At 71.8% G+C, this 26232-nt stretch carries 18 protein-coding genes and 1 pseudogene; 12 read left to right on the top strand and 7 right to left on the bottom strand.

Annotated elements, in window-relative coordinates; translation table 11 throughout:
* Window positions 1-211: pseudogene (locus tag ACYQ77_RS36530) on the top strand (IS5/IS1182 family transposase); the annotation flags it as partial.
* On the opposite strand, the gene ACYQ77_RS36525 reads toward ACYQ77_RS36530, so the two are convergent.
* On the bottom strand, window positions 195-851 hold the full coding sequence (locus ACYQ77_RS36525) for a hypothetical protein (protein ID WP_459720052.1): 657 nt from the start codon (window positions 849-851) through the stop codon (window positions 195-197). The pseudogene ACYQ77_RS36530 and the gene ACYQ77_RS36525 sit on opposite strands and share 17 nt — an antisense overlap.
* Window positions 852-1300: 449 nt before the next feature.
* Here ACYQ77_RS36525 and ACYQ77_RS36520 point away from each other — a divergent pair, with 449 nt between their 5' ends.
* The 4 genes from ACYQ77_RS36520 to ACYQ77_RS36505 all read left to right on the top strand — a co-directional run bounded on the left by ACYQ77_RS36520 (window position 1301) and on the right by ACYQ77_RS36505 (window position 3966).
* Window positions 1301-1897: an Imm1 family immunity protein gene (locus ACYQ77_RS36520; RefSeq protein ID WP_459720049.1), complete on the top strand. Its 597-nt coding sequence runs from the start codon at window positions 1301-1303 to the stop codon at window positions 1895-1897.
* Between the two features lie 342 nt (window positions 1898-2239).
* On the top strand, window positions 2240-2488 hold the full coding sequence (locus ACYQ77_RS36515) for an AMED_5909 family protein (RefSeq protein ID WP_459720046.1): 249 nt from the start codon (window positions 2240-2242) through the stop codon (window positions 2486-2488).
* A 5-nt stretch (window positions 2489-2493) separates the two neighbouring features.
* On the top strand, window positions 2494-3036 hold the full coding sequence (locus tag ACYQ77_RS36510) for a helix-turn-helix domain-containing protein (RefSeq protein ID WP_459720044.1): 543 nt from the start codon (window positions 2494-2496) through the stop codon (window positions 3034-3036).
* A 60-nt stretch (window positions 3037-3096) separates the two neighbouring features.
* A complete protein-coding gene (locus ACYQ77_RS36505) occupies window positions 3097-3966 on the top strand; it encodes a helix-turn-helix domain-containing protein (protein ID WP_459720042.1) in 870 nt (289 codons plus the stop codon).
* Between the two features lie 1014 nt (window positions 3967-4980).
* Here ACYQ77_RS36505 and ACYQ77_RS36500 read toward each other — a convergent pair.
* Genes ACYQ77_RS36500 through ACYQ77_RS36490 form a run of 3 tightly spaced genes read right to left on the bottom strand, consistent with a single transcriptional unit; the run spans window position 4981 to window position 7572 of the window.
* Window positions 4981-6165 (bottom strand): zinc-dependent alcohol dehydrogenase, encoded by a 1185-nt coding sequence (locus tag ACYQ77_RS36500; RefSeq protein WP_459720039.1) that lies wholly within the window; start codon window positions 6163-6165, stop codon window positions 4981-4983.
* A gap of 16 nt (window positions 6166-6181) precedes the next feature.
* Entirely contained in the window at window positions 6182-7030 is an 849-nt protein-coding gene (locus tag ACYQ77_RS36495) for an SDR family oxidoreductase (RefSeq protein WP_459720037.1), read from the bottom strand.
* Between the two features lie 53 nt (window positions 7031-7083).
* A complete protein-coding gene (locus ACYQ77_RS36490; RefSeq protein WP_459720034.1) occupies window positions 7084-7572 on the bottom strand; it encodes a GNAT family N-acetyltransferase in 489 nt (162 codons plus the stop codon).
* A gap of 34 nt (window positions 7573-7606) precedes the next feature.
* On the opposite strand from ACYQ77_RS36490, the gene ACYQ77_RS36485 reads away from it, so the two are divergent.
* Together ACYQ77_RS36485 and ACYQ77_RS36480 are read left to right on the top strand one after the other, a co-directional pair.
* Window positions 7607-8713 carry a carboxylate-amine ligase gene (locus tag ACYQ77_RS36485; RefSeq protein ID WP_459720031.1) on the top strand — a complete coding sequence of 369 codons (1107 nt, stop codon included), beginning with the start codon at window positions 7607-7609 and terminating at the stop codon, window positions 8711-8713.
* A 55-nt stretch (window positions 8714-8768) separates the two neighbouring features.
* Window positions 8769-9968 (top strand): NB-ARC domain-containing protein, encoded by a 1200-nt coding sequence (locus tag ACYQ77_RS36480; protein WP_459720028.1) that lies wholly within the window; start codon window positions 8769-8771, stop codon window positions 9966-9968.
* Here ACYQ77_RS36480 and ACYQ77_RS36475 read toward each other — a convergent pair.
* Window positions 9965-10321, bottom strand: a complete 357-nt coding sequence (locus ACYQ77_RS36475; RefSeq protein WP_459720025.1) for a VOC family protein — start codon at window positions 10319-10321, stop codon at window positions 9965-9967. The genes ACYQ77_RS36480 and ACYQ77_RS36475 overlap by 4 nt on opposite strands.
* Window positions 10322-10363: 42 nt before the next feature.
* On the opposite strand from ACYQ77_RS36475, the gene ACYQ77_RS36470 reads away from it, so the two are divergent.
* Window positions 10364-11191, top strand: coding sequence for a class I SAM-dependent methyltransferase (locus ACYQ77_RS36470; protein WP_459720022.1), 828 nt, complete (start codon window positions 10364-10366; stop codon window positions 11189-11191).
* Here ACYQ77_RS36470 and ACYQ77_RS36465 read toward each other — a convergent pair.
* Complete coding sequence (locus ACYQ77_RS36465) at window positions 11181-12125, bottom strand: TrmB family transcriptional regulator (protein ID WP_459720020.1); 945 nt, start codon at window positions 12123-12125, stop codon at window positions 11181-11183. The two genes, ACYQ77_RS36470 and ACYQ77_RS36465, sit on opposite strands and share 11 nt — an antisense overlap.
* A 121-nt stretch (window positions 12126-12246) precedes the next feature.
* Between ACYQ77_RS36465 and ACYQ77_RS36460 the strand changes: the two genes are divergently transcribed.
* Window positions 12247-15486, top strand: a complete 3240-nt coding sequence (locus tag ACYQ77_RS36460) for a S8 family peptidase (RefSeq protein ID WP_459720016.1) — start codon at window positions 12247-12249, stop codon at window positions 15484-15486.
* A gap of 182 nt (window positions 15487-15668) precedes the next feature.
* On the opposite strand, the gene ACYQ77_RS36455 is transcribed toward ACYQ77_RS36460, so the two are convergent.
* Window positions 15669-17165, bottom strand: a complete 1497-nt coding sequence (locus ACYQ77_RS36455; protein WP_459720013.1) for a hypothetical protein — start codon at window positions 17163-17165, stop codon at window positions 15669-15671.
* Between the two features lie 246 nt (window positions 17166-17411).
* Here ACYQ77_RS36455 and ACYQ77_RS36450 point away from each other — a divergent pair, with 246 nt between their 5' ends.
* The 3 genes from ACYQ77_RS36450 to ACYQ77_RS36440 form a co-directional block, all read left to right on the top strand.
* Complete coding sequence (locus ACYQ77_RS36450) at window positions 17412-18479, top strand: LLM class flavin-dependent oxidoreductase (RefSeq protein ID WP_459720010.1); 1068 nt, start codon at window positions 17412-17414, stop codon at window positions 18477-18479.
* A 5-nt stretch (window positions 18480-18484) separates the two neighbouring features.
* Window positions 18485-22939 carry a beta-ketoacyl synthase N-terminal-like domain-containing protein gene (locus ACYQ77_RS36445; RefSeq protein WP_459720007.1) on the top strand — a complete coding sequence of 1485 codons (4455 nt, stop codon included), beginning with the start codon at window positions 18485-18487 and terminating at the stop codon, window positions 22937-22939.
* A gap of 1 nt (window position 22940) precedes the next feature.
* The coding region (locus ACYQ77_RS36440) for a type I polyketide synthase (RefSeq protein ID WP_459720004.1) at window positions 22941-26232 on the top strand (3292 nt) is incomplete at its 3' end.

Below are 26232 nucleotides of genomic sequence, written 5' to 3'. Positions count from 1 at the left end.
ACGCCGCGACCAGCGCAACAACCGTGCCCGCCTCGGCTCCAAGGGCGGCAGGCCACCCGCCTTCGACAAGACCGCCTACCGCCGCCGCAACATCGTCGAACGCTGCTTCCAGCGCCTCAAACAGTTCCGGGCGATCGCCACTCGCTACGACAAGACCACGCTGTCCTACCAAGCCATGATCGACCTCGCCACCCTCACCCTCTGGCTTTGAGGACGCTCCCTAGCGCCGCCATGCCGAGCGCGGACGCCTCATCGACGTCACCCCGGCGGGCCGCGATGACCGCCAACGTCAACTCAGCTTCTGTCCTCCGCATGGGCGAGACGACAAAGCCGTCCGCGTTCGTACTGCGTCGGATCACTTCTTTGGCGTTACGCTCAGCTAGTGCATCTTCGCCAACGATCCGATAGGTGTCCATAGCGTAGAAGTCCCATTTATCGGGATCTACCACAAAGTGGTTATCTGGTCGTTCTGGGTATGGCAACTTGTCCAGCAAAGCCGAACCCTTCCCAAGGGCTTCATGTACTTGTTCGCGCATACCCATGCGCGCGAATGCCTTGGCTTGCTGACCATAGAGCTGTACCGCGACTGAATGCGACGGTGCCGAGTGTATTCCCGATTCGGCAGCAGGGATGACAGCGCGAAGATTTCCCGCCGTCAAATGAAACCAGGCTAGCATTTCTTGTGACCATCCGACGATGCCCGGCACACCCGCCTCCTCGCCGAGCTTCATCGCCATGCGGCGGGTTGCTTCAGCGGGAGCAGACTTGCCAAGGTCGTATTCTAGGCAGCCGACTAGCAGAGCTAGCATTCCCGCGTTGTGCAGAATGTCCCGATGCTGCGGCAGGGTCATCTTGCTGTTGAGCAGTTCCGTCGCCCCTGTTGAGCCACTCCTTGCTCGTTACAATTAGCTTGCGGGCATCAGAATGTGCGTAGTCGCAGCACAACTGGTCGACTGTGATACTCAACGCGTCGATTGTTGCCGAGTTGATCGAAGAAGACCGCATGCGTTGAATCAACTCGACCGTGTCGATGCCGGTAACCGAGATCAATGCATCGTTATTGCCCGCCGAGTTCGACGCGTCAGGCTTCAGTGATTCACTTGGAGCGGAGTTAGCTTCCACCCCGCAGCGGCGACCATCACCAGCCCCGGCCTGTGTAGCCCCCGTACCCATGGGACACCCTCCCCAAGTCCTGCTGTACGCCTGTGACCAGCGTACATCGGGTGCGGCGGGTACTGCGAACGAGTGAACGTGCAACCGCAGGCGTGCTGTCCTGCCTGGCAATATTCCGGATCGGAATATGAGTATTCCGGATCATGGGTGGACGACTGTTGTTCGCGCCGTCACGGTTGGAGCAAGCGAGGCAACATCACCGAAATCAAAGGTGGTCCGCGGGCCTCGTCAATGGCCGGTTCACGAATTGATACGAGGTGTCTTGCCGATGCCCTCGCCTACTCCGGATGAGGTGATCGTGACAGCGTCTTTGACTAGCGACGTCGCCCGGGTTGCGCGAGGAATGCGGGATGCAATAGCGCTCGTTGACGAGGTTTTAGGGCTTGATCATGCGACCTGGGAAAGCACCCTGCATGTTGGGGACATTGAGTACTACACATCAAACGATGGGCCGTACCCGAACAACCAGATGCGGGTCAGCGTGCGCCCTTCTGCGGGAGTCGCCGCGTTGCATTACGCCGACCACGATGATCCGGAGGTGTCGGCCGCGTATTCGTACACGCCGAACCCTCCACGTCAAAGAGTTCACCTGATCTTCAGAGGCGAGACCGGACGACTATTTCCGCAATGCGCGATCATTCCGATCGTAAATGCGCGCGCCGCTCTTATTGAATGGCTTCGCACGTGCAAGCGACCGCAATGCATTGAATGGAGATCCGAGTGAAACATGCTCAACCATTTCACGGCCCACCACTCAACGAGGAGTTGTGAGAAGTGGCGTTCAACGTGTCGTGTTCGCCCGGTCGTGACGCGGCGGCGGCGTTCATGCGGGTCACGCCGGAGTTACCAGCGCTCGTTGTCTACTTGGACCCGGTGAATCTCGCGATCCAGTTGCCCCGTTCCCCGACGGGAACGTTGTGTTGGCGCAGTTCTGCCGGGAGCTGGCGCGGGAGGCTGCAAAGTTGGCCGCCGAGATCGACCCGGACGGCGAACCCGCCCCGCCAGAGCGCGGCCCTCGGCATCTGCTGGTGACCGGTGACGACGGTGACTCGGGTGGTGGGTACTGATGGTGCGGCAGCAGGTAGCACCGTCGTCGTTGTTCCAGGCACACGAAGAATTGTGGCGGCAGAGGCCCGCCCATGACGCGACTCCTGCGGAGTGGGCGACGTTCCACCGGCACAGTGCGGAGGTCTACGCGGCGGCGGCGAAGGTCGACGAGCCCAACCGGGGTGAGGCGTCGCAGTACGCGGTGTTCGCGATCAGGCGGGCTCGGGAGATTGAGCACCGGCTCGGGCTGGACGGTGATGACGAGTGACTGCCATGACGGCGGTAGAGGCCGAGACGCTGGAAACCGCGATCACCCGCGCGGTGGGTGAAGAACTGCGGCGCGTGCGTGAAGCTCGTGGCTGGTCACGCGCACAGTTCGTGAAGCGGCTGCCATCCGGGATCGGTGACAGGACCCTGTTGGCGTATGAGCACGGCTTGCGTCAGCTAACCCTATGCCGGTTGACGGAGCTGACCGTGGGCCTGGAGGTCGATCCGGCCACGGTCGTCGCGCGTGGCCTTCAGCGAGCACGTCTGCACCTGGACCGTCTGACCCTGCACGTCGACCTGCGGGCGCTGCTCGACCACAACGGCGCGGGTCGGGGCAAGTTCCGCCCGATCAATCAGTGGGCTCGCAACGCCCTCAACGAGACCTCGCACGGCGTCACGGAAATCGACGCCCAGGTTGTGCGCAACCTCGCGTTGTTCACGGGCTGCTCACACAAGGAGCTGGCCGAATATCTCGCCCAGTTCACCCCGCCGCCCGGTGACATCGAGGACGCGGAGAACCCGGACCAGCGGATGCACCAGGAACGGTGATGGGCGCGGAGGATGGTACGGCACGGTTTCGAGGGTTAAGGGGTGAGTAGAGGGGAGCCGGTGGCTCGTGACCGGGTTATCGGGGCGCGGTTGCGGGCGATTCGCAGGCAGCAGGCCGGGATCTCGCTTGAGGACGCGGCGATGCTGGCTGGCTGGTCAGCAAGCACGTTGAGCCGTACCGAGTGCGGGCACCGCCACGTGAGTGTTGAAGAGGTCGCGATCCTGCTGACGGCGTGGTCGGTGCCTGCCGGGCTGCGTACCGAGGTCCTGGCGGAGTTCCGGGCAGGTTGCCCGTCGGGGTGGCGGGATCGGCCGATACCGGGTATCCCCGTAGATGCTGGCGGGCTGGCCAGTTACGAAAACGACGCGCACGCGCTGGTCAGCGTCGCCACGATGGGTGTCCCCACCTTGCTCCAGACCCGAGAGACCGCGATCGGCGTGATGCGGGCGGCGGGTTGGGTCGGGCACGACTGCGACATGAACTGGGTGGCCAGACAAAAGCGGCAGCGGCGACTGGGCAACGTCGATTACCACGCCTACATCAGCCAGACCGCGATCCACACCCCGTTCGGCGGCCCGCGAGCGTGGCGTGAGCAACTCGAACACCTGTACACCGCTGGTGATCGAGGTATCGGCGTCCGGGTCATCCCCGAACACCAGTCACGAATCACGCTCCCCGCGTCCTGGACCACCATGTACTTCCCCACCACCGCCCCGGTGGTCCACATCGAACTGGCTGCGGGCGGCATCTACTTCCACGGCAGCGAAACCACCCCCTACACCCAACTCCTGCACCGGCTAGAGCAGATCGCACTGTCCCAGGACCGCACCCGCGCACTACTCGCCCACCTGCTCCAATCAACACCACAGCAAAGCGGGAGCACGCCGGTCACACCACGATGGCCGAACAACCAACCGAGCCCGGCATGAACAACGGGATTCTCGGGCGCCGCAGGTCACAGTTACGTCACCAAATAGGAGTTCGCCTACCGGCGACCACCGACAGAAACGGGCGACGCGGAGCGGACCAGCCACAGGCGCGCTCCTTGCGGTGGCCTCGGGCGCGGCGAATCAGCCCATGACAGCCGAATCATCGGCAGGGCAGGTGGCCCCTCGGGGGCTTCCGGTCTCGGGAATCCCAGCGCCAGCGGCGGACCGGCCTTCGGTCGGGCCGGTCTTGTTGACGGAAGAAGCCTTGGATGGCCGGATCGGGCCTTGTCGGCGGAACTCGCCTTGGGAAGCTGGACCGGTCTTGTGGGCGGAGCCTGCCTTGGGCGGCGGCACCGGTCTTGTGGGCGGAACCTGCCTTCGGTGGCCGGACCGGCCTTGTTGGCGGAACTGGCCTTGAGCGGCCGGACCGGTCTTGTTGGTGAAACCGATCTTGGGTGGCCAGACCGGTCTTGGCCGAACCGGTCTTCGGTGGCCGGATCGGCCTTGTTGGCGGAACTCGCCTTGAGCGGCCGGACCGGGTGTTGTTGGCGAACCCGCCTTCGGCGGCCAGACCGGTCTTTGGCGAAACCGGCCTTCGGTGGCCGGACCGGGTCTTGTTGGCGGAACCGGTTTTGGGAGGCCGCACCGTCTTGTTGGCGAACCGGTCTAGAGCGGCCGGACCGGTCTTGTTGGCGGAACCGGCCTTCGGCGGCCGGACCGGTCTTGGCCGAATCAGCCTTCGGTGGCGGAACCGGCCTTGTTGGCGAACAGGCCCTCGGCGGCCGAACCCGCCCTGTCGGCGAACCTGGTGCTTGGCGGTCGAACCCGCCCTCGGAGAACCCACTCTCGGCGAGCCGAGCCGGTCCCCGGCCGAGGGCCCCCGGCGGCCTCCGGCCCCCGGAATCCACCATACCGGCGACCACCGACAAAACGGCCGACCGCAGTCCACTTGTCCACAAGCACAGGGCCCGGCCGGAAGAACCGGCCGGGCCCTGCTCCCTTTTTGCTCCCCGCTCAGGGCTTCAGCAGCACCTTGATGGCGCCGTCCTGTTTGTGCTGGAAGATCTCGTACCCGTGGGCGGCCTCGGCGAGCGGGAGCCGGTGGGTCGCCAGGTCCTCGGTGCCGAGCGGGTCGTCGTCACCGGTCAGGAGGGGCATGATCTCGTCCGTCCAGCGGCGGACGTTGGCCTGGCCCATCCGCAGCTGGATCTGCTTGTCGAACAGCTGCATCATGGGGATCGGGTCGACCATGCCGCCGTACACACCGGACAGTGACACGGTGCCGCCGCGGCGCACGGTGTCGATGGCGGCGAGCAGGGCGCCCATCCGGTCGATGCCCGCCTTCTCGGTCATCTTCGCGGCGATCGGTTTCGGGAGCAGCGTCGTCAGCTGCTGCGCGACCTTCCCGACGGGGGACCCGTGGGCCTCCATGCCGACGGCGTCGATGACCGAGTCCGGGCCGCGGCCCGCGGTGAGCTCCTTGAGCTTGGCGACGGTGTCGCCGGGATCGGTCAGGTCGACGGTGGTCACGCCGTACTTCCCCGCGAGGGCGAGGCGTTCCGGCACCAGGTCGACGCCGATGACCTGGCCCGCGCCGAGGTGCCGGGCGATGCGGCAGCACATCTGCCCGATCGGGCCGAGGCCGAACACCGCGACGCTGCCGCCCTCCGGCACGTCGGCGTACTTCACCGCCTGCCACGCCGTCGGCACCACGTCCGACAGGTACAGGAACCGCTCGTCCGGCGGGCCGTCCGGGACCTTGATCGGACCGTAGTGCGCCTGCGGCACCCGCAGGTACTCCGCCTGCCCGCCCGGCACCTGCCCGTACAGCTTGGTGTACCCGAGCAGGGCAGCGCCCTTGCCCTTGTCCCGCACCTGCGTCGTCTCGCACTGCGACTGCAGGCCGGTCTTGCACATGAAACAGTGCCCGCACGAGATGTTGAACGGCACCACCACCCGGTCGCCCGGCTTGATGTGCGACACCTCGGCGCCGACCTCCTCCACGACGCCCATCGGCTCGTGGCCGAGCACGTCACCGGGGTCGATGAACGACCCCAGCACCTCGTACAGGTGCAGGTCCGACCCGCAGATACCGCTCGAGGTCACCTTGATGATCGCGTCGGTCGGCTCGCGGATCTCCGGGTCCGGCACGGTCTCCACGCGCACGTCCCGTTTCCCCTGCCACGTCACGGCTTTCATCGGAAATCCTTTCGGCTCAGCCCGGGTGGGTCTCGCCGCCGAGCGCGGCGAGCACCTCGCCGGAGTAGTACGACGACAGCCGTTCCGCGGCGAAGAACACGAACGACGGGGCCAGCTCGTCGGGCTGCGCGACCCGGCCGTACGGGGTCTGCTCGCCGAAGCTCTCGACCTTCTCCTCGGGCAGCGTGGCCGGGATCAGCGGTGTCCACACCGGACCCGGTGCGACGCAGTTGACGCGGATCCGCCGGTCCACCAGCGCCTGCGCCATCGCCATGGTCCACGCGTGCACGGCGCCCTTGGTGGCGGAGTAGTCGATGAGCCCCTTGTTGCCGCGCAACCCGTTCACCGACCCGGTGTTGATGATGGCGCTGCCCTCGCCGAGGTGCGGCAGCGCGGCCGCGGTCACCCGGAAGTAGCTGTGGATGTTGACGTCGAACGTCCGCTGCCACTGCTCGTCGGTGATGTCCTCGGGCCGTTCGACCTGTTCCTGCGTCGCCACGTTGTTGACGAGGATGTCGAGCCCGCCCAGCGCCGACACCGCCCGCTCGACCACCGCCTTGCAGTGCCCGGGGTCGGCGAGGTCGCCGGGGATCAGCTCGCAGCGCCTGCCCTCCGCCTGCACCAGGTCGGCGGTGTGCTTGGCGTCGGCGTGCTCCTCGAGGTAGGCGATCGCGACGTCCGCGCCCTCCTTGGCGAACGCGACGGCGACCGCCCGGCCGATGCCGGAGTCGCCGCCGGTGATCAGTGCTCGTTTGTGCCGCAGCAGGTCACGCCCGACGTACCCGGTCATCTCGTCCCGCGGCTCGGGCCGCATGTCGCCGGTCTCGCCCGGCGGGTTCTGCTGCTGCGGTGGCTGCTCGGCCATCGGTGTGCTCCCCACGTTCGGCTGCCGTGGGGGATTACCCAGGGGGTCCGCCCTCAACCGTCGCGGCGCATCGCCACCCTCGGCCACGCGTCGAGCCCGCGTGCCGCCTCCTGGGCGCGGATCGCCTGCAGGCCCGGCGTGAGGTCGGTCACGACCGTGAAGCCGATGCGGGCGTAGTAGGGAGCGTTCCACGGCACGTCCGCGAACGTGGTGAGCGTCAGCCCGGCGAGCCCGCGTGCGCGCGCCCACGCGCCGACGTGGTCGATGAGCGCCCGGCCGATGCCGCGCCGCGAATGTCCCGGATGGACGGAAACCTGCTCGATGTGCGCGTACCCGTCGACCTCGTCGGCCAGCACGTACGCGACCGGCGGGTCGCCCCAGACCCACGCCCGGCCCGCCTGTTGGTACGCGGCCAGCTCCTCGACGGCGGGCAGCTCGTCGTCGGCGATCGCCGCCATGCCGATGTCGCGGAACGGCGCACCCGCGGCGTGTTCGATGTCGCGGAGAACGGGCAGGTCGGTCAGACTGGCCTCGCGGATCACAGGAGCGGAGCGTATCGGCCGGCGGGAGGCAGCCATGGCGGAGGAGGCGGCCGCCACACTCGCGGTGGGTGTCGAGGAGGAGCTGCTGCTCGTCGACCCCGCCACCGGCAACACCGTGCCCGCCGCCGCCGAGGTCTGCCACACCGCGGCCGCCATGCAGGCGGCGGGCGAGGACGCCGCGCTGCGGTCGCAGTGGTCCGCCGCCCGCGTCGAGGCGGTGACCGGCACCTGCCCGACGCTCGACGAGCTGGCGCGGCGGCTCACCCACAACCGCATCCAGCTGACCACCGCGGCCCGCGCGGCCGACGTGTGGCTGGTGCCGAGCGGGTGCGCGGTGCTCGACGGCCCGGTCGCGCCGACCGAGCGGTTCGCCGCCCTCGCCGACGTGTACGGCGGGGTCGTCGCCGACCACCACCCGTGCGGGTGCCACGTCCAGGTCGGGGTGCCGGACGCGGAGACCGCCGTGGCGGTGGTGAACCACCTGCGCCCGTGGCTGCCGACGCTGCTGGCCCTGTCGGTCAACTCGCCGTTCACGGGCGGCGCCGACACCGGCTACGCGAGCTGGCGCGCGGTCCAGCGGTCCCGGCTGCCGGCGTCGGGGATGCCGCCGCACTTCGCGTCGGTGCGGGCGTACGAGGCACGCGTGTCCCGCCTCGCCGAACAGGGCGTGCTGGTCGACGACAACTCCCCGCTGTGGCTGGCGCGGCCGGTGCCCCGACTGTCCGCTGTGGACCTGCGGGTCGCGGACACCGGCATCGACGTCGACGCGACCCTGCTGCAGGCCGCGTTGACGGCCGGGCTGGTCCGCGCCGCGCTCGCCGACCTCGACGCGGGCCGGGAGGCCCCCGTCATCGGCGAACAGGTGGCGGCGACCGCGCTGTGGTCCGCGGCGCGGCACGGCATGGCGGGCCCCGGCATCCACCCAGTGCTGGAACGCCAGGCCCCGGCGGCGGTTCTCGTCACCGAGCTGCTGGCCGCGGTCCGCCCGGCGCTGGAGGACCTCGGCGCGACGCAGGTGGTGCGGGAGGCGGTGCGGCGGCTGCTGCGCATCGGCACCGGCGCCGCCCGCCAGCGCGCCGCGGGCGACCCGCACGAGGTGGTCCGCATGCTCGCGACGAGCACGGTCCCGGGTGCGCGATAGCCCCGAAGGCCCCAGTACGATCCGCCTTTACCTTTTCGCGGCGGTGGGAGACCACATGACCTGGGCTGGTTCGGCGGGGGCGCCTGCCGTCTGGGGCGAAATCCCGCCCCGCAATCCGGAGTTCACCGGTCGCGAAGAACTGCTGGGACTTCTGCACCGCCGCCTGCGGGACACCGGGAAATCGCCGGTCGTGCTGCACGGACTGGGCGACATCGGCAAATCCCAGATCGCGGTCGAGTACATCTACCGGAACCTGCCGGACTACGACATCGTGTGGTGGGTGACGGCCGGACACCCGGCGCACATCCGCGCCAGTCTGGCGGCCCTGGCGAACAGGCTCGAACTCGCGGTCGACGACGACAACACCGCGGAGAACACCGCCGAGAACACCGACGAGAACACCGACGAGAACACCGCCGTGTCCGCGGTGCTCGGAGAACTGTCCCGCGCGCGCCGGTGGCTCCTCGTCTTCGACGACGCGGGCCACCCCGACGAGGTGCTGCCGTTCCTCCCCGGCGGCACCGGGCACGTGCTCGTGACGTCGCGCAACGGCAAGTGGGCGTACAAGGCCTCGACGCTCGAGGTCACGCGCGGCGCCGCACCGCGCCGCCACCTCGACGGCACCCACGTGATCTGCCTGTTCGACGTCGAGAAGTTCGGGGACCGCGAACGCACCCGGCGCAACCGCATGGCCGTGCGCGACGGCATGCACCAGGTCGTGCGGATGGCGTTCGGCCGGGCCGGGATCCCGTGGGAGACCTCCTACCGCCGGGACACCGGCGACGGGATCCTCATCGCCGTGCCCGCGGCCGGCGTGGACAAAGGCGCGTTCGTCGGCGAACTGCCCCGCGCGCTGTCCGAACTGCTCGACGAACACAACGCCGCACACCCCGACGCGGTGATCAGGTTGCGGCTTTCCCTGGACGTCGGCGAGATCGCGTTCGACGGTCACGGCCCGGACGGCCCCAGCATCATTCACGCGACGCGGTTGAACGACGCGGCGCCGTTCAAATCCGCGCTCGCCCGCTCTTCCCGGCCGTTCGCCGTCATCACCTCGGCCTACGTCCACGACGAGATCGTGAAACAGCACGACGAGTACCGGCCCGCGGAATACCGGCGGATCGACGTCCAGGTGAAAGAAACCCACAGCGTCGGCTTCGTCCGCGTTCCCGGGGAACGGCCGAGGGTCACCACCTCCGTGGCACGCCGGTTCGGCACGCGGTTGCGCGACGTTCTCCGCGCGGCGGCCCGCTAGCCGTCGTCCGGTGGCAGGACGCAGAACTCGTTGCCTTCCGGGTCCTGCATGACCACCCACGGCACCGCCTGGTCGTCGGCGACCACGCGGCCGCCCAGCGCCACGAGCCGGGCCACCTCGTCGTACTGCAGGCCGGGCGCGCGCACGTCGATGTGCACGCGGTTCTTCGCCCGCTTCGGCTCGGTCACCGGGTGGAAGAGGAGCACGGGATCACCGTCGGATTCGACGTATTCCGTGCCGTGCGCGTCACGCCAGCGGCGGGCCACCTGGCAGCCGAGCGCGGCACACCAGAACGCCGCGAGCGCCTCCGCGTCCCGGCAGTCGAACACGGTCGCGATGATGCGGCTCCCCATACCTCCACGTTAACCGCTGGCCAGGCCTTCTACCGTGTGACCATGAAGTCGATCGATGTCGATTCCGTCGCGGCCGCGATGGCGAACGGGGCCGCGGATCCCGCCGTTCAGCTGGTGCAGACCCGTTTCCGCGCCGGGCTCGTCGACGGCTGGGACCTGCGGCCGGGGGACCGCGTGCTGGAGGTGGGGTGTGGCCAAGGCGACATGACCGCCGTGCTCGCCGCCGCCGTGGGGGAGGGCGGGCACGTCACCGCCGTCGACCTCGCCGACCCGTCCTACGGCGCGCCGGTCACCCTCGGCGAGTCGGCCGAGTACCTGCGCCGCACCCCGCTCGGCGACCGGATCGACTTCCGGTTCGGGTTCGACGTGCTCGCCGAGACCTTCCCCGGCGACGCGTTCGACCACGTCGTCCTGTCCCAGTGCTCGTGGTACTTCGCCTCCCTCGACCAGCTCCGCGCCACGCTCGCGCGTGTGCGGCCGTGGGCCCGGCGCCTGTGCTTCGCCGAGTGGGACCTCGCGCCCGCCACGCACGACCAGCTCGCGCACCTGCTCGCCGTGCAGATCCAGGCCGTGGTCGAGGCCACCGGCGAACGCGGCGACGGCAACGTGCGCACCCCGTTCTCCCGCGAGACGCTGCTGCGGGTCCTCGCCGAGACCGGGTGGCGGCCCGGCGAGCCGAGGACCGTCGACACCACCGGCCTGCAGGACGCGAGCTGGGAGATCTGGCTCTGCCGCGAGGTGGTGAAGGAGCGGCTGGACACCGTGCCCGCACCCGTGCGGGACCTGATCACGAGCCACCTCGACGTGCTCGACGCCGTCGCCGACCGGGTCGAGCCGCTGCCCGTGTACGCGGTGACCGCTACTCGGTGAGCAGCCCGTGCCGCTCGGCCAGCACGCCCGCGTGGAAGCGGGTGCGCGCGCCGAGCTGGTCGAGCAGCTCCGCGACCCGCCGGGTGACCGTGCGCGGGCTGACGCCGAGCTGACGGGCGATCGTCTCGTCCTTCGCGCCCGCGGCGAGCAGCGTCAGCAACCCGAGGTCGGCCTGCCCGCCGGGCTCCTGGACGGGCACCAGCGGCGCGGCCTGCTCCCACAGCAGGTCGAACAGCACGACCAGCGCGTCGAGCAGCGCGCACCTGCGCACCACCAGCGCGCTCTCGACCATGTCCTCCAGCACGAGCGGCAGCAGCGCGACCTCCCGGTCGGCGATCGCGAGCTTCATCGGCAGCTTCGGGTGCACCCGGGACTCCTCGCCGCTGTCGACCGCCCGCCGGACGGCCTCGAGCGCGCCGGGCAGCTCCAGTGACTCCGGTGCGTACAGCCCGCGCACCCGCACGGCGGCACGTAGCCGCGTGGTCACCTCCTCCTCGGACGGCGACGCCTGCGCGGCGTAGGGCGGGCGGTCGATCACCAGCAGTTCGCCCTCGCAGTCACGCACGAGCTGGGTGAACCGGTCGCCGACGGCACGCTGCCCGACGAGGATCTCCAGCAGCTCGTCCGGCTGGCGCACCACGTTCATCTCCGCGGCCAGCGCCCGCGCGGTCGCCTGCAGCGTGGTCAGCTCCCGCTGCCGCCGTGCGACCAGCAGGTCGATGGCTGTGTCCGGCCGGGCCGCGAGGAGCCGCACCGGCCTGCCGGGCAGCCGCGTCACCAGCCCCAGCTCCTCCAGCTCCGCCACCGCCTTGCGGGTCACCCGGTCCGAACGGTGCACCGACCGCGCCAACTCCCCCGCCGTCCGGCCGGGGTCGGCGAGCAACGCACGGTACACGACCTCGGCGAATTCCGTGATCCCCAACGCTTCGAGCATGCCGGTCATCGTGGCCAGTTCTCGCCATGGCGGCAATACGCCAGGTGGAATCGTTCCCATGATCGTGGCCGTGGCGTAGGCATGGGCCATGCATCTGCCGAGACGTCTCCCTTCCCGTCTTGTGGCTGTGCTCGCCTGCGCCGCGCTCAGCGTGCCCGCGGCGCGGGCCTCGGCCGCTCCCACCGCGGCCGACCAGGCGGCCGGCCCGCAGGCTCCCACCGGGCCGGCCGCCACCGTCACGCTGATCACCGGCGACACCGCGACCGTGCGCCACGGCGCCGACGGCGTGCCGCGCGTGACCATGCGGCCCGCTGCTCCGGGCACGTCCTTCACGACGCTGCGCCGGGGCGCGGACGTGTACGTCGTCCCCGCGACGGTCCAGCGGCTGGTGCCGGACACGCTCGACCTGGAGCTGTTCAACGTCACCGGCCTGCTCGCGCAGGGCTACGGCGACGCGGAGACCGACTCGGTCCCGGTCATCGTGCGTGGCGGCCCGGCGCCGCTGTCGACCGGCGCGGTCACGCTCGAGAGCATCGGCGCCACCGCGACGCGGCTGCCGAAGAAGGCCGGCTTCGCGCCCCTCCGCGCCACGCCGGGCGGGAAGGTGTGGCTCGACCGGCGGGTGCGCGCGGCCGAACTGGACGCCAACCTCACCCGGATCGGCGCGCCGGAGGCCTGGGACGCGGGCCTGACCGGCGCGGGCGTGGACGTCGCCGTGCTGGACACCGGCGTCGACACCAACCACCCCGACCTGCGTGGCCGGGTGGCCGAGCAGGCCAACTTCACCGACGACCCGACCGCCGAGGACGGCAACGGGCACGGCACGCACGTCGCGTCCGTCATCGGCGGGACCGGCGCGGCGGCGGACGGCGCGCGCAAGGGCGTCGCGCACGGCGCCCGCCTGCTGTCGGGCAAGGTGCTCGGCGCCGACGGGTTCGGGCAGCTGTCGTGGGTGATCGAGGGCATGGAGTGGGCGGCCGCGCGGGGCGCGGACGTCGTGAACCTCAGCCTCGGCGGCGACGCGGGCAAGACCGACGACCCGACGGCGCAGGCGCTCGACCGGCTCGCCGAGGAGACGGGCACGCTGTTCGTCGTGGCCGCGGGCAACGCGGGGCCCGGCACCAGCAACATCGGCACGCCCGGCATCGCGGCGAGCGCGCTGACCGTCGGCGCGGCGACCGCGTCGGGGCAGACCGCGTACTTCTCCTCGCAGGGCCCGACGCTCGGCACGTGGCGGGTGAAGCCGGACCTCACCGCACCCGGTGTGGAGATCGCCGGCGCGATGGCGGGCAGCGACGGGTACACGCGGATGTCCGGCACGTCGCAGGCCGCGCCGCACGTGGCGGGCGCCGCCGCGCTGCTGCGGGAACGCCACCCCGACTGGGACTGGCGGCGGATCAAGACCGCGCTGATGACGACCGCGGACGCGCAGTACCCGGGGCCGCGGCCGTACGCGGAGGGCACCGGCCTGCTCGACCTGCCCGGCGCGCTGACGGACACGCTGCGGCTGGACCGCGGCAACGTCGACTTCGGCTACCTCAAGCACGGCGAGAACACCGCGCCGCGCACGATCACGCTGTCGCTCACCAACGACGGCACGGCGACCGAGACCGTGGCGCTGACCGACGAGGTCCTCGCCCCGAGCGGCGAGCCGACCGCGGCGGACCACGTCACGGTGTCGCCGGCGCGGGTGACCGTGGCGCCGGGGGCGACCGAGAAGGTGACCGTGACGCTGACACCCGGCCGCGGCGGTCTCGGCGTGCACACCGGCGCGGTGACCCTTGCCCGGCAAGGGAAGGAGCCGACGCGGCTGCCGCTCGGGTTCTACAACGAGGCGCCGCGGCAGGACGTGGCGCTGACCGTGCTGAACCGGCGCGGTGAACCGGACGCGTACGGCACCGTGTGGCTGGGGAACATGGCGGACATGCACCCGTCGACCGGCGGCGGGTTCGTCATCGTGCAGCTCGACGAGCACGGCCGGGGAACGGCCCGGATCGTGCCGGGCCCGGTCAGCGTGATCGCGCGGATCACCACGCCCGCGGCGGGCAGCACCCCGGAGACCGTGTCGTTCGCGGGCACGCCGGAGCTGGTGGTCGACCGCGACCTCGCGTACACGATCGACGCCACGAAGGCCAAGCAGCTCAAGCCGGTCACGATCGACGGCGGTGGCCGGACCACGGTGTCCACTGTGTCCGTCTACTACGCACACGAGGACGCGGCCCGCGGCGGCTCGATCGGCGACAGCATTTCCACCACCGGCGAGGAACTGGCGCGCGGCACTGTGTTCCTGCAGCCGACCACCCCGGCCCGGCACGGCCGCACCACGTTCGAGACCCGGTGGGAACTCGACCGCGGCGACGACCGGTACGGCGTCGTGGTCGGCGGCCCGACCGTGCCCGACCCGCCCGCGTACCGCGCGAAGGCGAACAGCTTCGCACGCGTCGAGTCGGACTACCGGACACTCGGCGGCGAGCGGGACACCTACCTGACGTACCGCGAACCGTCCACCCCGCTGGTGATCGGGACGGCGGTGTTCGTGCACGACCTGTCCGCGCCTGCGAAGCGCACGGAGTGGCTGACCGCGAGCGCGGACGTGCAGTGGCGGCAGTGCGTCGCGGGCCCGAGGGGCGAGGTGGCGCTGCTGTGCCAGCCGCCGACGACGTACCGGCCGGGGGAGCGGCGGCCCGCGGTGTGGTTCCGCGGGGTGGCGCCCGCGGTGACGTCGGCCTCGCACAACCGCGAGCGGATCGAGGTGCCCCCGCGCCTGACCGACGGCGAGCACACGGGTTCCGTGTGGGACCTCCCGGCCGCCGGGAACGACTCGCTTCGATTGTACCGCAACGGTGTCGAGCTGCCGGTCTTCGGGGACAGCTGGTACTTCGACTCGCCACCGGAACCCGCGATGTTCCGCCTGGAGCACAAGTCCACACCGGACACGTCGCGGTTGCCGATCGGCGCGTCCACGTCGACCGTGTGGACGTTCCCGTCGCAGGCGCCGACCGACCCGGACGCGTGGGACACGACGCCCCGCCTGCTGTCCGTGGACTACCAGCCGGCGACGGACGCGTACGGCAGGCTGCCCGCGTGGCGCGTCCTCGAACTGGGCGTGCGGGTGACGTCGACCGCGGGGGACGACGGGTTCCGGCTGGAGCGCGGGTCGCTGCGGTTCTGGGCGTCGGTCGACGGCGGGAAGCGGTGGCAGCGGGGGATCGTGGTGCCGCGCTTCGACGGGACGTACCGCGTGGTCGTGCCCGGGGTGCTGCCGAGGCCGGGCCAGCAGGTGTCGATCCGGGCGGCGGCCACGGCAGCGGAGGGCCGCTCGATCGACCAGACGATCGTGGCCGCGTACCCGGTTCGCTGAGTCAGTAACAGCTATCAGCTATATAGGTGTCCGATTTTAATCATGCATGGTGGAGGGGGTCACCTGCCGACACGGGGTCGCCCGACGAGGTGCGGAAACCGGCTGGGGAAGGGGAAACCCCTCGGGTGCCGCGTCCTCGTCGGGCGGTCCTGGTGGTGATGCGGCAGAAACGCGGACCAGCGCTACCAGGGCAGGTCGTTGCGGAGGCGGTCGAGCCAGCGGTCGATGGTGTCTTCGTAGCGGCCGGGGTCGTAGGTGCGTTGTGCGTGGTCGGCGACGGGGATGACGGCGTCGCGGACCTGGTCGGCCCACTGGGGTTGCGCGTAGAGGTGCATGTAGTAGCCGGCGCGCATCTGGATTCTGGCGATGTGGTCGTAGCCGGCGGTGATGCGGACGAAGTCGACGCCGTAGGCCTTGGTGTCGGGTGCGGGTGCGAGGCTGCGCAGGACGATGACGGTGGGGTGGGCGTCGAGGACGCGGGTGGTGCCGTCGGCGCCGTGGGCGATGGGTTCGTCGTTGAGGCCGATGATGTCGATGGTGTGCCAGTGGCTGTAGTAGGGGATGGCGCCGGCGTCGTGGAGCGCGATCGTGCGTTGGTCCTCGGGGATGTCGGTGTGGGCGAGGCCTTGTCCGATGGCGACGTGTGCGCGGGCGAGGTCGGGGCCGTAGTTGGCGACGATGGGCAGGTCGGGGGATTTGACCCCGGCGACGGCGGTCCAGGCGATGGCGATGGTGCCGGCGCCGGCGGCGAGCCAGCGGGGGCGGAGCGGGCCGACGGCCAGACCGGCGGCGAGGCAGAGGACGGGGAACGCGTGGTAGGCGAAGCGGTGGAGGTAGTCCATGCTGGGGCCGGAGACCACGTAGGTGAGGTAGGTGGCGCCGACGGTGGCGCACAGCACGGCACCGGACCAGCGGGTGTCGCGGCGGATCAGGAGCGCGACCGTGCACAGCAGCAGGGGGAGCAGGACCGGGACGGTGTTGGTGAACCACACCTGTCCGGCGTCGATGTTGCCGAACTTGACGTAGAAGGTGTTCGGGAACAGGTGTCCGTAGTAGGTCCACCGCCCCACGAAGTACCCGCCGCCCATGATCGCGGCGGCCGCGGTCCAGGCCCAGGTGCGGCGGTCGCGGCGGGTGGTCCAGAGCCAGGCGAGGAACGCGGGCAGGACGGCGAGCACGCCTTCGGGGCGCAGCATCCCGGCGAGCACGAGCAGCAGCGGCGGCTCCCACACGCGGACCGGCCGGTCGTTGATCGCCTTCAGTCCGAGGATCACCGCGCGGAGCACGAGTGCGGCGAACGCGACGGTTTCCAGGCCGCTGGTGACGTGGAAGTAGGTGGGCACGAACACCACGTACGCGCCACCGGCGACGAACGCGGAGGTCAGGCCGTGGCGTTCGTGGCAGTACCGGACCAGCAGCACGAGCGCGGCGGCGCCCGCGGCGAACGCGGTCAGCTTCGCGACCAGTGCCAGGTCGAGTCCGAGCAGCGCGAACGGCGTGTGCCAGGCCATCCACAGGAAGTTCGTGAAGCCCTCCACGGGATCTTCGCCGACGTTCCACACCGGGCCGTGCCCGGCGGCGAGGTGGTCCGAGTACCGGAAGGTGATGAACGCGTCGTCGATGGTGAAGAACCACGCCGCCCGCGTCCCCAGCATGAACAGCACACCCAGCCCGAGCACGGCGAACAACCAGGTCCGCCGGACGCGCGAGCGGTGTGGTGATTCGTCGGTGGAGGTGATCGGGACATCGGAAACGAGAGTCAAAGCCGCCCCAGAACATTCGGCTGTCATCCCCGAGCCGGGCGAAAGTTATCACTCGAACGGATGACGCTCAATCGGGGGGTTGGCTGCTCTCACTTCAACGCCGCGTTGAGTTCAACGGATGGCTGATGACGGGCCCGACGTGCGCTGTTAACGTCCGCGAACGTGCGGTTCTCCCTGTTTTTCGAGATGCAGATCGCTGATCCGACGCGGGCTTCCGAGTTCCGGGTGTTCCACGACTGTGTGGAACAGGCGGTGCTGGCGGACGCGGTCGGTTACCACGGGGTGTGGGCCGCGGAGCACCACGGGCTGTACGAGTACGCGCACTCGTCGGCCCCGGAGATCTTCCTCGCGCACCTTTCCGGGCGCACGAAGAACATCCGGCTCGGCCACGGGGTGACGCTGACGCCGCACCGCTACAACCACCCGATCCGGATCGCCGAGCGGGTCGCCGCGCTCGACGTGCTGTCCGAGGGGCGCGTCGACTGGGGCTCGGGCAAGAGCGGGAGCCGGGTCGAGCAGGACGCGTTCGGCAACGACCCCGCCGAGCTGCACGACCAGTGGCTCGAGGCGCTGCGGATGATCCCGCGGATGTGGCAGCAGGACGTCTTCGAGTGGCACAGCGAGCGCTACGACATCCCGCCGATCCAGGTCGTCCCCAACACCGTGCAGCAGCCGCACCCGCCGATGTTCGCCGCCTGCACCAACCCCAAGACCGCCGAGCTGGCCGGGTCGCTCGGGCTGGGCGCGCTGAACTTCGCCGCCGGCACGGACGCCGAGCTGGCCGACAAGGTGCTGCGCTACCGGGAGCAGTGGGAGGCCGCCGAGCCGGACGGGTACCGGAAGACCAACCGGTACGTGTGCACGCCGACCGCGCTGGTCCTCGACGACGACCGGCTCGCCTGTGAGCACGGGTTCCGCGGCGCCCGGTTCTTCTGGGAGGCCATGCAGCAGTACTACGCCTACAAGGACCGGCCCGTCGGGCGTCTCCCGATCAGCAGGGCCGACCTCGACGAGGACGCGCTCGCCAAGGCGATGAGCACCCGCTCGGAGGCCGCGCTGACCGGCGTCATCGGCGACCCCGCGGCCGCGCGGGAGACCGTCGGACGGTTCGCCGCTGCCGGGGTGGACGAGCTGGCGCTCGTCATGCAGGTCGGCACCGTGCCGCACGAGCTGATCATGACCTCCATCCGGTTGTTCGCCGAGAAGGTCATGCCGGACTTCGCGGACTGACCGGGATGACCGACACCATCACCGGCCTGCTCGCCGGCAACGCGGCACGGGCGGGGGAGCGGACCGCGTTCCACTTCCTCGACGGCGACGGCGACGGCACCGTCCTCACCTGGGCCGACCTCTACGCGCACGCGCTCGGGTTCGCGCACGAGCTCACCGCCCGCGGGTTCGCCGGGCAGCGGGCGCTGCTCGTGTACGACAGCGGCACCGACTTCCAGGTCGCGTTCCTCGGCTGCCTCCTCGCCGGCGTCACGGCCGTGCCCGCACCGCCGCCGCGCGTCCCCTACGCCCGGTCGCTGCACCGGCTCGCCGGGATCCAGCGCGACTGCGCGGCCCCGGTCGTCGTCACCCGCAAGGCCACCATCGCCGCGCTGCGGGAACACCTCGCGGTCACGCCCGAGCTGGCCGGGGTCGAGTGGCTGACCGTCGACGACGCCGCCCCGGCGCGCGACGAGCGCGGGCTGGCGCCCTTCGGCGCGACCGACCTCGCCTACCTGCAGTACACGTCCGGGTCGACGTCCAGCCCCAAGGGCGTCGCCGTCACCCAGGCCGACGTGCTCGCCAACTGCGCCGCCATGCACGACGCGTGGCGGCACGACGCGGACAGCGTGCTGGTCTCGTGGCTGCCGATGTTCCACGACATGGGCCTCGTCTACTGCGGGCTGCTGCCCGTCGTGCACGCGATGCCGACGGTCCTGATGACGCCGAGCGCGTTCGCCGCCCGGCCGCTGCGCTGGCTCACGGCGATGGCCGAGTTCGGCGGCACGCACTCGATCGCGCCGAACTTCGGGTTCGACCTGTCCGTGCGCAAGATCGCGCCCGCCGACGCGGCCGGGCTCGACCTGTCCCGGTGGCGGGTCGTGGTCAACGCGTCCGAGCCGATCCGTGCCGCGTCGCTGCGCCGGTTCACCGAGGCGTTCGCCGCCACCGGCTTCCGCGGCGAGGCGATCCTGCCCGCGTACGGGCTCGCGGAGGCGACCCTGATGGTCACGTCCGCGCGGGCCGGCGCCGGGCCGGTGACCGGGGAGTTCGACCCGGACGCGCTCGCGGCGGGCACGGGCGTCCCGCGCGCGGGCGGGCACGAGGTCGTGTCGTGCGGGTCGGCGCTCGCCGGGTTCGACATCCGGGTCGTGGACCCCGGCACGGGGACCGCGCTGTCCGACGGTCGGTGCGGCGAGGTGTGGGTGGCCGGGCCGAGCGTCACCGCAGGCTACTTCCGGCACCCGGACGCCACCGCCGCGAGCTTCGGCGCCACCCTCGACGGCCGGTCCGGCTACCTGCGCACCGGCGACATCGGGTTCCTGCGCGACGGCGAGCTGTACGTGACCGCGCGCCGCAAGGACCTGATCATCGTGGCCGGGCGCAACCACCACCCGCACGACATCGAGGCGACCGTGTTCGAGGCGCACCCCGCGCTGCGGCTCGGCTGCGCCGCGGCGTTCGCGGTGGACGACGGCGCCGAGGAGCACGTGGTCGTCGTCCAGGAGGTGACCGACGACGCGGTCGCCCGCCCGGTCGCCGCCGAGGCTGTCGCCGCCGTGCGCAGGGCCGTCGCGGAGGCGCACGAGCTGCGGGTGTCGGCCGTCGTGCTGATCCGGAAGTCCACATTGGACAAGACGTCGAGCGGCAAGATCCAGCGGTCGGCGAGCCGCGCCCGGTTCGCCGACGGCACGCTCGACGTGGTGGCGTCGTGGCGGAGCACCCGGTTGGGCGGCAGCGGCGAGGTCGAGTACGCCGCCGACGTGCGGACATGGCTGCGTGCCAGGGTGTCCGCGCTGACCGGCGTCGCCGAGCGCGACCTCGCCGACGGTGCACCGCTCGCCTCCTACGGCATCGGGTCGGTGGAGGCCGCGGAGCTGACCGGTGGTCTCGGGGAGGTCGTGGGCAGGTCCCTGCCGGACAGCTACCTCTACGACCACCCCACGATCGACCGCGTGGTCGCCGCCGTCGAGGGCCGGGCCGCCGCTCCCGTCCCCGAGGTGCGCACGACGCACGTGGGCACGGACGACGTCGCGATCGTCGGCATCGGCTGCCGGGTGCCCGGCGCGTCGTCGCCGCGTGAGTTGTGGAAGCTGTTGCGCGGCGGGACGGACGCGGTGGGCGAGGTGCCCGCCGACCGGTGGCCCGCGATGCCGGCACCCGCGTTGCGGTGGGCCGGTCTCGTCGGCGACCTGACCTCGGTCGACACCGACTTCTTCGGGCTGTCGCCGCGCGAGGCGGCCGCCATGGACCCGCAGCAGCGGATGCTCCTCGCGGTCAGCTGGGAGGCCGTCGAGGACGCCGGGCTCGACCCGACGGCGCTCGCAGGCACCGACACCGGCTGCTTCATCGGCGTGTGGAGCCCCGAGTTCGCCCTGCGCGCCGGTTTCGCCGACCCCTACCTCGCCACCGGCAGCGCGCACAGCATCGCGGCGAACCGGCTGTCCTACCAGCTCGACCTGCGCGGCCCGAGCATCGCGATCGACACCGCCTGCTCGTCGTCGCTGGTGGCGGTGCACCTGGCGGTGCGGTCGCTGCTGGACGGCGAGTGCTCGGTCGCGCTCGCGGGCGGCTGCAACGTGGTGCTCTCACCCGAGGTCACGGCCGCGTTCGCCAAGGCGCACCTGCTGTCGCCGACCGGCCGGTGCCGGTCGTTCGGCGCGGACGCGGACGGGTACGTGCGTGCCGAGGGCGCGGCCGTGGTCGTGCTGAAGCGGCTGGCCGACGCGCGTGCCGACGGCGACGACGTGTACGCGGTGATCCGCGGCAGCGCGGTCAACCACGACGGCCGCACCAACGGCCTCACGGCGCCGTCCGGCGCCGCGCAGGAGGCGGTGATCCGCGCCGCGCACCGCAGGGCCGGCACCCGGCCCGCCGACGTGGACCTGGTGGAGGCACATGGTTCCGGCACACCCGTCGGCGACCTGATCGAGGCCACCGCGCTCGGCGCCACGGTCGGCGCGGGACGCGCTGGGACGCCGTGCGTGGTCGGGGCGGTGAAGAGCAACCTCGGGCACCTCGAAGCCGCCGCGGGCGCCGCCGGGCTCGTGCGGGCCGCGTTGGCGCTGTACCACCGCGAGGTGCCGCCGACCCTGCACGTCGACCGGGTCAACCCCCGGCTCGACCTGGACGCGCTGGGGCTGGCCGTGAACACCGCGCCCGTGCCGCTGCCGGACACGCGGCCCGCGCTCGCGGGGGTCAGCTCGTTCGGGTTCGGCGGCGCGAACGCGCATGTCGTGCTGGCCGCGGCGGACAGGGTGCCGTCGATGTCGGTCGTGCCGGAGCGGGCGGTGCTGCTGCCCGTGTCGGCCCGCACGGAGACCGCGCTGGCCGCGCTCGCCGGACGCTACCGGGCGCTGCTGGACGACCCGGCGGTGTCCGTGGCGGCGCTGTGCCACAGCGCGGGGCGGCGTGCCCAGCACGCGTTGCGCGCGGGGGTCGTCGGGACCGACCGGGCGGCGTTGCGCGCGGCGCTGGACCGGGTGCGCGGTGTCGCCGCGGCGCCGGGCCCGCTGCGGTTCGCGTTCGGCGAGCAGGGGCAGGCGACCGGGCTCGGTGCGCGGTTGTTCCTGCAGGAGCCGGTGTTCCGGGCCGCGGTGACCGCCTGCGCCGACGTGGTGCGGGACCTGGCGGGGTGGGCGCTGACCGACCTGCTCGTCAGTGGTCCGGCGGTCGGGCCGGCGGTGGCCGCGCCGGTGCGCGTGGCCGTCCACATCGGACTCGTCGATCTCCTGGCGCACTGGGGGATCCGGCCGGACACCGCGACCGGCGACGGCGTCGGTGCGCTCAGCGCCGCGTACGCGCTCGGCGCGCTCGACCGGACGGCGGCCATGACACGGGCCGTGCGCGGCGAACGCGGACCGTCGACCGGGGCCGGGAACGCGACGGCCACTGTGGACTGTCAGGCGGGCGTCCCGGGTGCGATCCCGCTGCTCACGCCGGGCGCCGACGACCGGGCCGGATTGCTCGCCGTCGCCGCGCGGCTGTACGAGACGGGGTACACCCTCGACTGGGCCGCGGTGTGCGGCACGAACGCCAGGGTGCGCCCGCCCGCCTACCCGTGGGACGGCGTCGACCTGCCGCTGCCCGGCAGCGCACCGAAACCGGTCCCTGTCGAGGAACCCGCCCCGGTGTCCACATCGGAGCGCGACCTCAGGGAGGTGGTGCGCGCCGCGGTCGCCGACCTGCTCGGCACCACGCCCGACCGCGTCGACAACCACAGCACGTTCAACCGCCTCGGCATGGACTCGATGACCGGCGTCGACCTGCACGAACGGCTCGAGGCCGACCTCGGCGTCGAGCTGCAGGAGACCGCGGTGCTCAACTACCCGTCCGTGGCGCGGATGGCCGAGTTCCTCGCCACGGTCGCGGCGCCCGCCAAGGCCGCCGAGCCCACCGAGCCCACCGACGAGGAGGTCGTGGACGCCTTGCTCGCCGACCTCCTGCCGCTGCTCGAGACCGACCACCCCGGGAAGGACTGACGTGAACGACCTCGCCGAGCGGATCGCGCGGCTCACCGACGCGCAGCGGCGCATCCTGGCCGCCCGGCTGGGACTCACCGCGGCGGACGCGGCACCCGCCGCCGACGACGACGCGGTCGCGATCATCGGCATCGGCTGCCGCCTGCCCGGCGGGATCGACTCGCCGGAGTCGTTCTGGCAGGCCCTGTGCGCGGGCCGCGACCTCATCTCCGAGACCCCGGCCGACCGCTGGTCCGCCGACGAGTGGTTCGACGCCGACCCCGCCACGCCCGGCACCACCAACTCCCGCTGGGGCGGCTACCTCGACGACGTCGCCGGGTTCGACCGCCGGTTCTTCCGCATCTCCGCCGACGAGGCCGCGCGGATGGACCCGCAGCAGCGGCTGCTGCTGGAGACCGCGTTCGACGCGCTCGCCGACGCCGGCGTCCCGGCCGCGTCGCTCGCCGGCAGCGACACCGGCGTGTACATGGCGTCGATGACCGACGACTACACCTGGCTCCAGACGGTCGATCCCGCGCTCGTGACCGTCCACACCGGAACGGGAACGCAGCGGAGCATCCTCGCGAACCGGCTGTCATACGAGCTGGACCTGCGTGGCCCGAGCATCGCCATGGACACGGCGTGCTCGTCGTCGCTCGCCGCCGTGCACCTCGCGTGCCAGAGCATCCGCACCGGCGAGTCCGAGATCGCGCTCGCGGGCGGGGTGAACGTGATGGCGTCGCCGGTCACCACGGTGATCTACGCGAAGCTCGGCATGCTCGCGCCCGACGGCCGGTGCAAGACGTTCGACGCCGCCGCGAACGGGTTCGTGCGTGCCGAGGGCGCCGGGGTCGTCGTGCTGAAGCGGCTGTCGGCGGCGCTGCGCGACGGCGACCCGGTCTGGGCGGTCGTCCGCGGCACCGCGATCGGCCAGGACGGCCGCACCAGCAGCATCACCGCGCCGAGCGGGCCCGCGCAGACGGCCGTGATCCGGCGCGCGCTCGCGCAGGCGCGGGTCACGCCGGACCAGGTCGGGCTCGTCGAGACGCACGGCACCGGCACCGCGCTCGGCGACCCGCTGGAACTGGAAGCGCTCGCGACCGCGCTCAACGGGGGCCGCCGGTGCCTGCTCGGCGCCGTGAAGACCAACCTGGGCCACCTGGAGGCCGCGGCCGGGGTCGTCGGCCTGATCAAGACCGCGCTGTCGCTGCACCACCGGCTCGTGCCGCCGGTGCTGCACCAGCGCGAGCTCAACCCGCGCATCGACCTGGCGGGCACACCGTTCGTGATCCCGGCCGCGCCCACGCCGCTGCCGGACGGGTACGCGGGCGTGAGTTCGTTCGGGTTCGGCGGCGCGCTCGCACACGCCGTGCTCGCGCCCGCGCCGCCGGTACCCGCGCCCGCACCCGCTCCCGGACCGCGGCTGGTCGTGGTGAGCGCGCGGGCGAGGGCGGCGCTGACCGAGCTGGCCGGCGCGTACGCGGACCGGCTCGGCGAGGTGGCGCTCGCCGACGTGGCGCACACGACCGTGCGCAGGCGCGACCTGCACCCGTTCCGGGCGGCGGTCGTCGCGGACACGGCGGCCGACGCGGCGGCCGCGTTGCGCGTGGTGACACCCGTACGCGCGTTCGACGAGCCGGGCGTCGCGTTCGTGTTCCCGGGCCAGGGCGCGGCGGGCGCGGCGAAGGAGCTGTACGCCGAGGACCCGGTGTTCCGGGCGGCGGTCGCGGAGTGCGACGCCGAGTTCCGCGCCGCGACGGGTTGGTCCCCGGCCGGGGCGTTGACCGGTGGCGAGGTCACCGACACCCGGCAGGCGCAGGCGGTCAGGTTCACCCTGCAGGTCGGGCTGGCCGCGGTGTGGCGGTCGTGGGGACTGCGGCCGGTCGCCGTGCTCGGGCAGAGCCTGGGCGAGGTGGCGGCGGCGCACGTGTCCGGCGCGCTCGACCTCGCGGACGCGGTGCGGGTCGTGGTCGCGCGGGCGTCGCTGATGGCCCGGGTCGACGGGCAGGGGGCGAGCGCCGTCGTGGAGCTGCCCGCCGCCGACGCGGGCGGGTTCGGACTGGCGGTGGCGGGCGTCCTGTCCCCGACGACGACCCTGGTGTCCGGTGCGCCGGAGGTGGTGCGCCGGGTGGTGTCGGACCTCGGCGCGGACGGCGTGTTCGCGCAGGAGCTGCGGGACGTGCGGGTCGCGTTCCACTCGCCGGAGATGGCGGCGCTGGCACCCGAGCTGGCGACGGCCCTGGCGGGGATCACGCCGACGTCACCACGGATCCCGTTCGTGTCGACGGTCACCGGGGCGGAGGAGACACGCCTCGACGGGGCGTACTGGGCGCGGAACCTGGCGTCGCCGTTCGACCTGCCCGCGGCCGTGCGGGCGGTGCGCGGGGTGCGGTGCTTCGTGGAAGTGTCGTCGCATCCCGCGCTGCGCAGGGCCGTCGCCGCGGTCGCCCAGGACGCGGTGGTGGTCGGCTCGCTGGTGCGGTCCGAACCGGACCGTCGGGCCCTGCTCGCGGCGGCGGGCACGCTGCTCGCGGCAGGCGTGGCACTCGACCCGGCGGCGCTCGTACCTGACGGGCGTGCCGTGCGGTTGCCGGGATATCCGTGGCAGCGCGAGGAAGCGTGGCTGCCCGCGCGACCGGTCCGCCGGGCGGGTGATGTGCCCCCGGTCGAGCCGGCGCCACCCGCGATCGAGCCGCCGGTCGTCAAGCCCGCTGAGGTTGTCCAGCCTTCGGAGGTCGCCGACGAACTGGAGGAGGTCCTCCGGGAACTGTGGGCCGACGCGCTGGCGGTCGAGCCCGAGCTGATCGGCCGGGACACCAACTTCTTTCAGCTGGGTGGCAACTCCCTCAAGGGTTTCGGCCTGGTGCGGCAGATCTCGGAACGCCTCGACGTGCGGATCCCGATGGATCAGGTCGCGGACCTGCTGACCATCCGGGAACTGGCCGATCACATCCGCGTGCTGCGGGGGCGTGCCCTCGACGGGAATGGTGCAGCCGAGGTCAGCCCGCCGGTTGCCGAAGCTGCCCCGACTGCGAGCGTGCTGCCTGCCGCCGATGGTGGGCAGCCCGCCAAGGCCGCGCGGCGTGCTGAGGGTGGGCGGTCTGCGGCCGAGGGTGCGCCTCCTGCCGAGAGTGAATCGCCTGCTGCCGAAGCTGCGCCTCCTGCCGAGCCTAGCCCACCCAATGCCGAGGATGCGCGGCCTTCGGCGGCTGCTGCGCCGCCTTCGGTGGTCGCCGTGTCGCTTGCCGAGGGTGGGCTGCCTGCTGGTGGGGCTGCGCCGCCTTCGGCAGCCGCGCAGGCTGCCGAGGTTGCCC

This window comes from Actinophytocola sp. KF-1 (assembly GCF_054661535.1).
Note: the sequence above shows the minus strand (reverse complement) of the source record. Positions and strands in the feature narration are given on the sequence as shown.

Excerpts from the sequence above, each read along its gene's own strand:
- ACYQ77_RS36525 (WP_459720052.1), bottom strand. The coding sequence starts at position 851 with ATGACCCTGCCGCAGCATCGGGACATTCTGCACAACGCGGGAATGCTA.
- ACYQ77_RS36510 (WP_459720044.1), top strand. The coding sequence starts at position 2,494 with ATGACGGCGGTAGAGGCCGAGACGCTGGAAACCGCGATCACCCGCGCG.
- ACYQ77_RS36470 (WP_459720022.1), top strand. The coding sequence starts at position 10,364 with ATGAAGTCGATCGATGTCGATTCCGTCGCGGCCGCGATGGCGAACGGG.
- ACYQ77_RS36520 (WP_459720049.1), top strand. The coding sequence starts at position 1,301 with ATGAGTATTCCGGATCATGGGTGGACGACTGTTGTTCGCGCCGTCACG.
- ACYQ77_RS36465 (WP_459720020.1), bottom strand. The coding sequence starts at position 12,125 with ATGCTCGAAGCGTTGGGGATCACGGAATTCGCCGAGGTCGTGTACCGT.
- ACYQ77_RS36445 (WP_459720007.1), top strand. The coding sequence starts at position 18,485 with ATGACCGACACCATCACCGGCCTGCTCGCCGGCAACGCGGCACGGGCG.
- ACYQ77_RS36515 (WP_459720046.1), top strand. The coding sequence starts at position 2,240 with ATGGTGCGGCAGCAGGTAGCACCGTCGTCGTTGTTCCAGGCACACGAA.
- ACYQ77_RS36485 (WP_459720031.1), top strand. The coding sequence starts at position 7,607 with ATGGCGGAGGAGGCGGCCGCCACACTCGCGGTGGGTGTCGAGGAGGAG.
- ACYQ77_RS36495 (WP_459720037.1), bottom strand. The coding sequence starts at position 7,030 with ATGGCCGAGCAGCCACCGCAGCAGCAGAACCCGCCGGGCGAGACCGGC.
- ACYQ77_RS36480 (WP_459720028.1), top strand. The coding sequence starts at position 8,769 with ATGACCTGGGCTGGTTCGGCGGGGGCGCCTGCCGTCTGGGGCGAAATC.
- ACYQ77_RS36475 (WP_459720025.1), bottom strand. The coding sequence starts at position 10,321 with ATGGGGAGCCGCATCATCGCGACCGTGTTCGACTGCCGGGACGCGGAG.
- ACYQ77_RS36500 (WP_459720039.1), bottom strand. The coding sequence starts at position 6,165 with ATGAAAGCCGTGACGTGGCAGGGGAAACGGGACGTGCGCGTGGAGACC.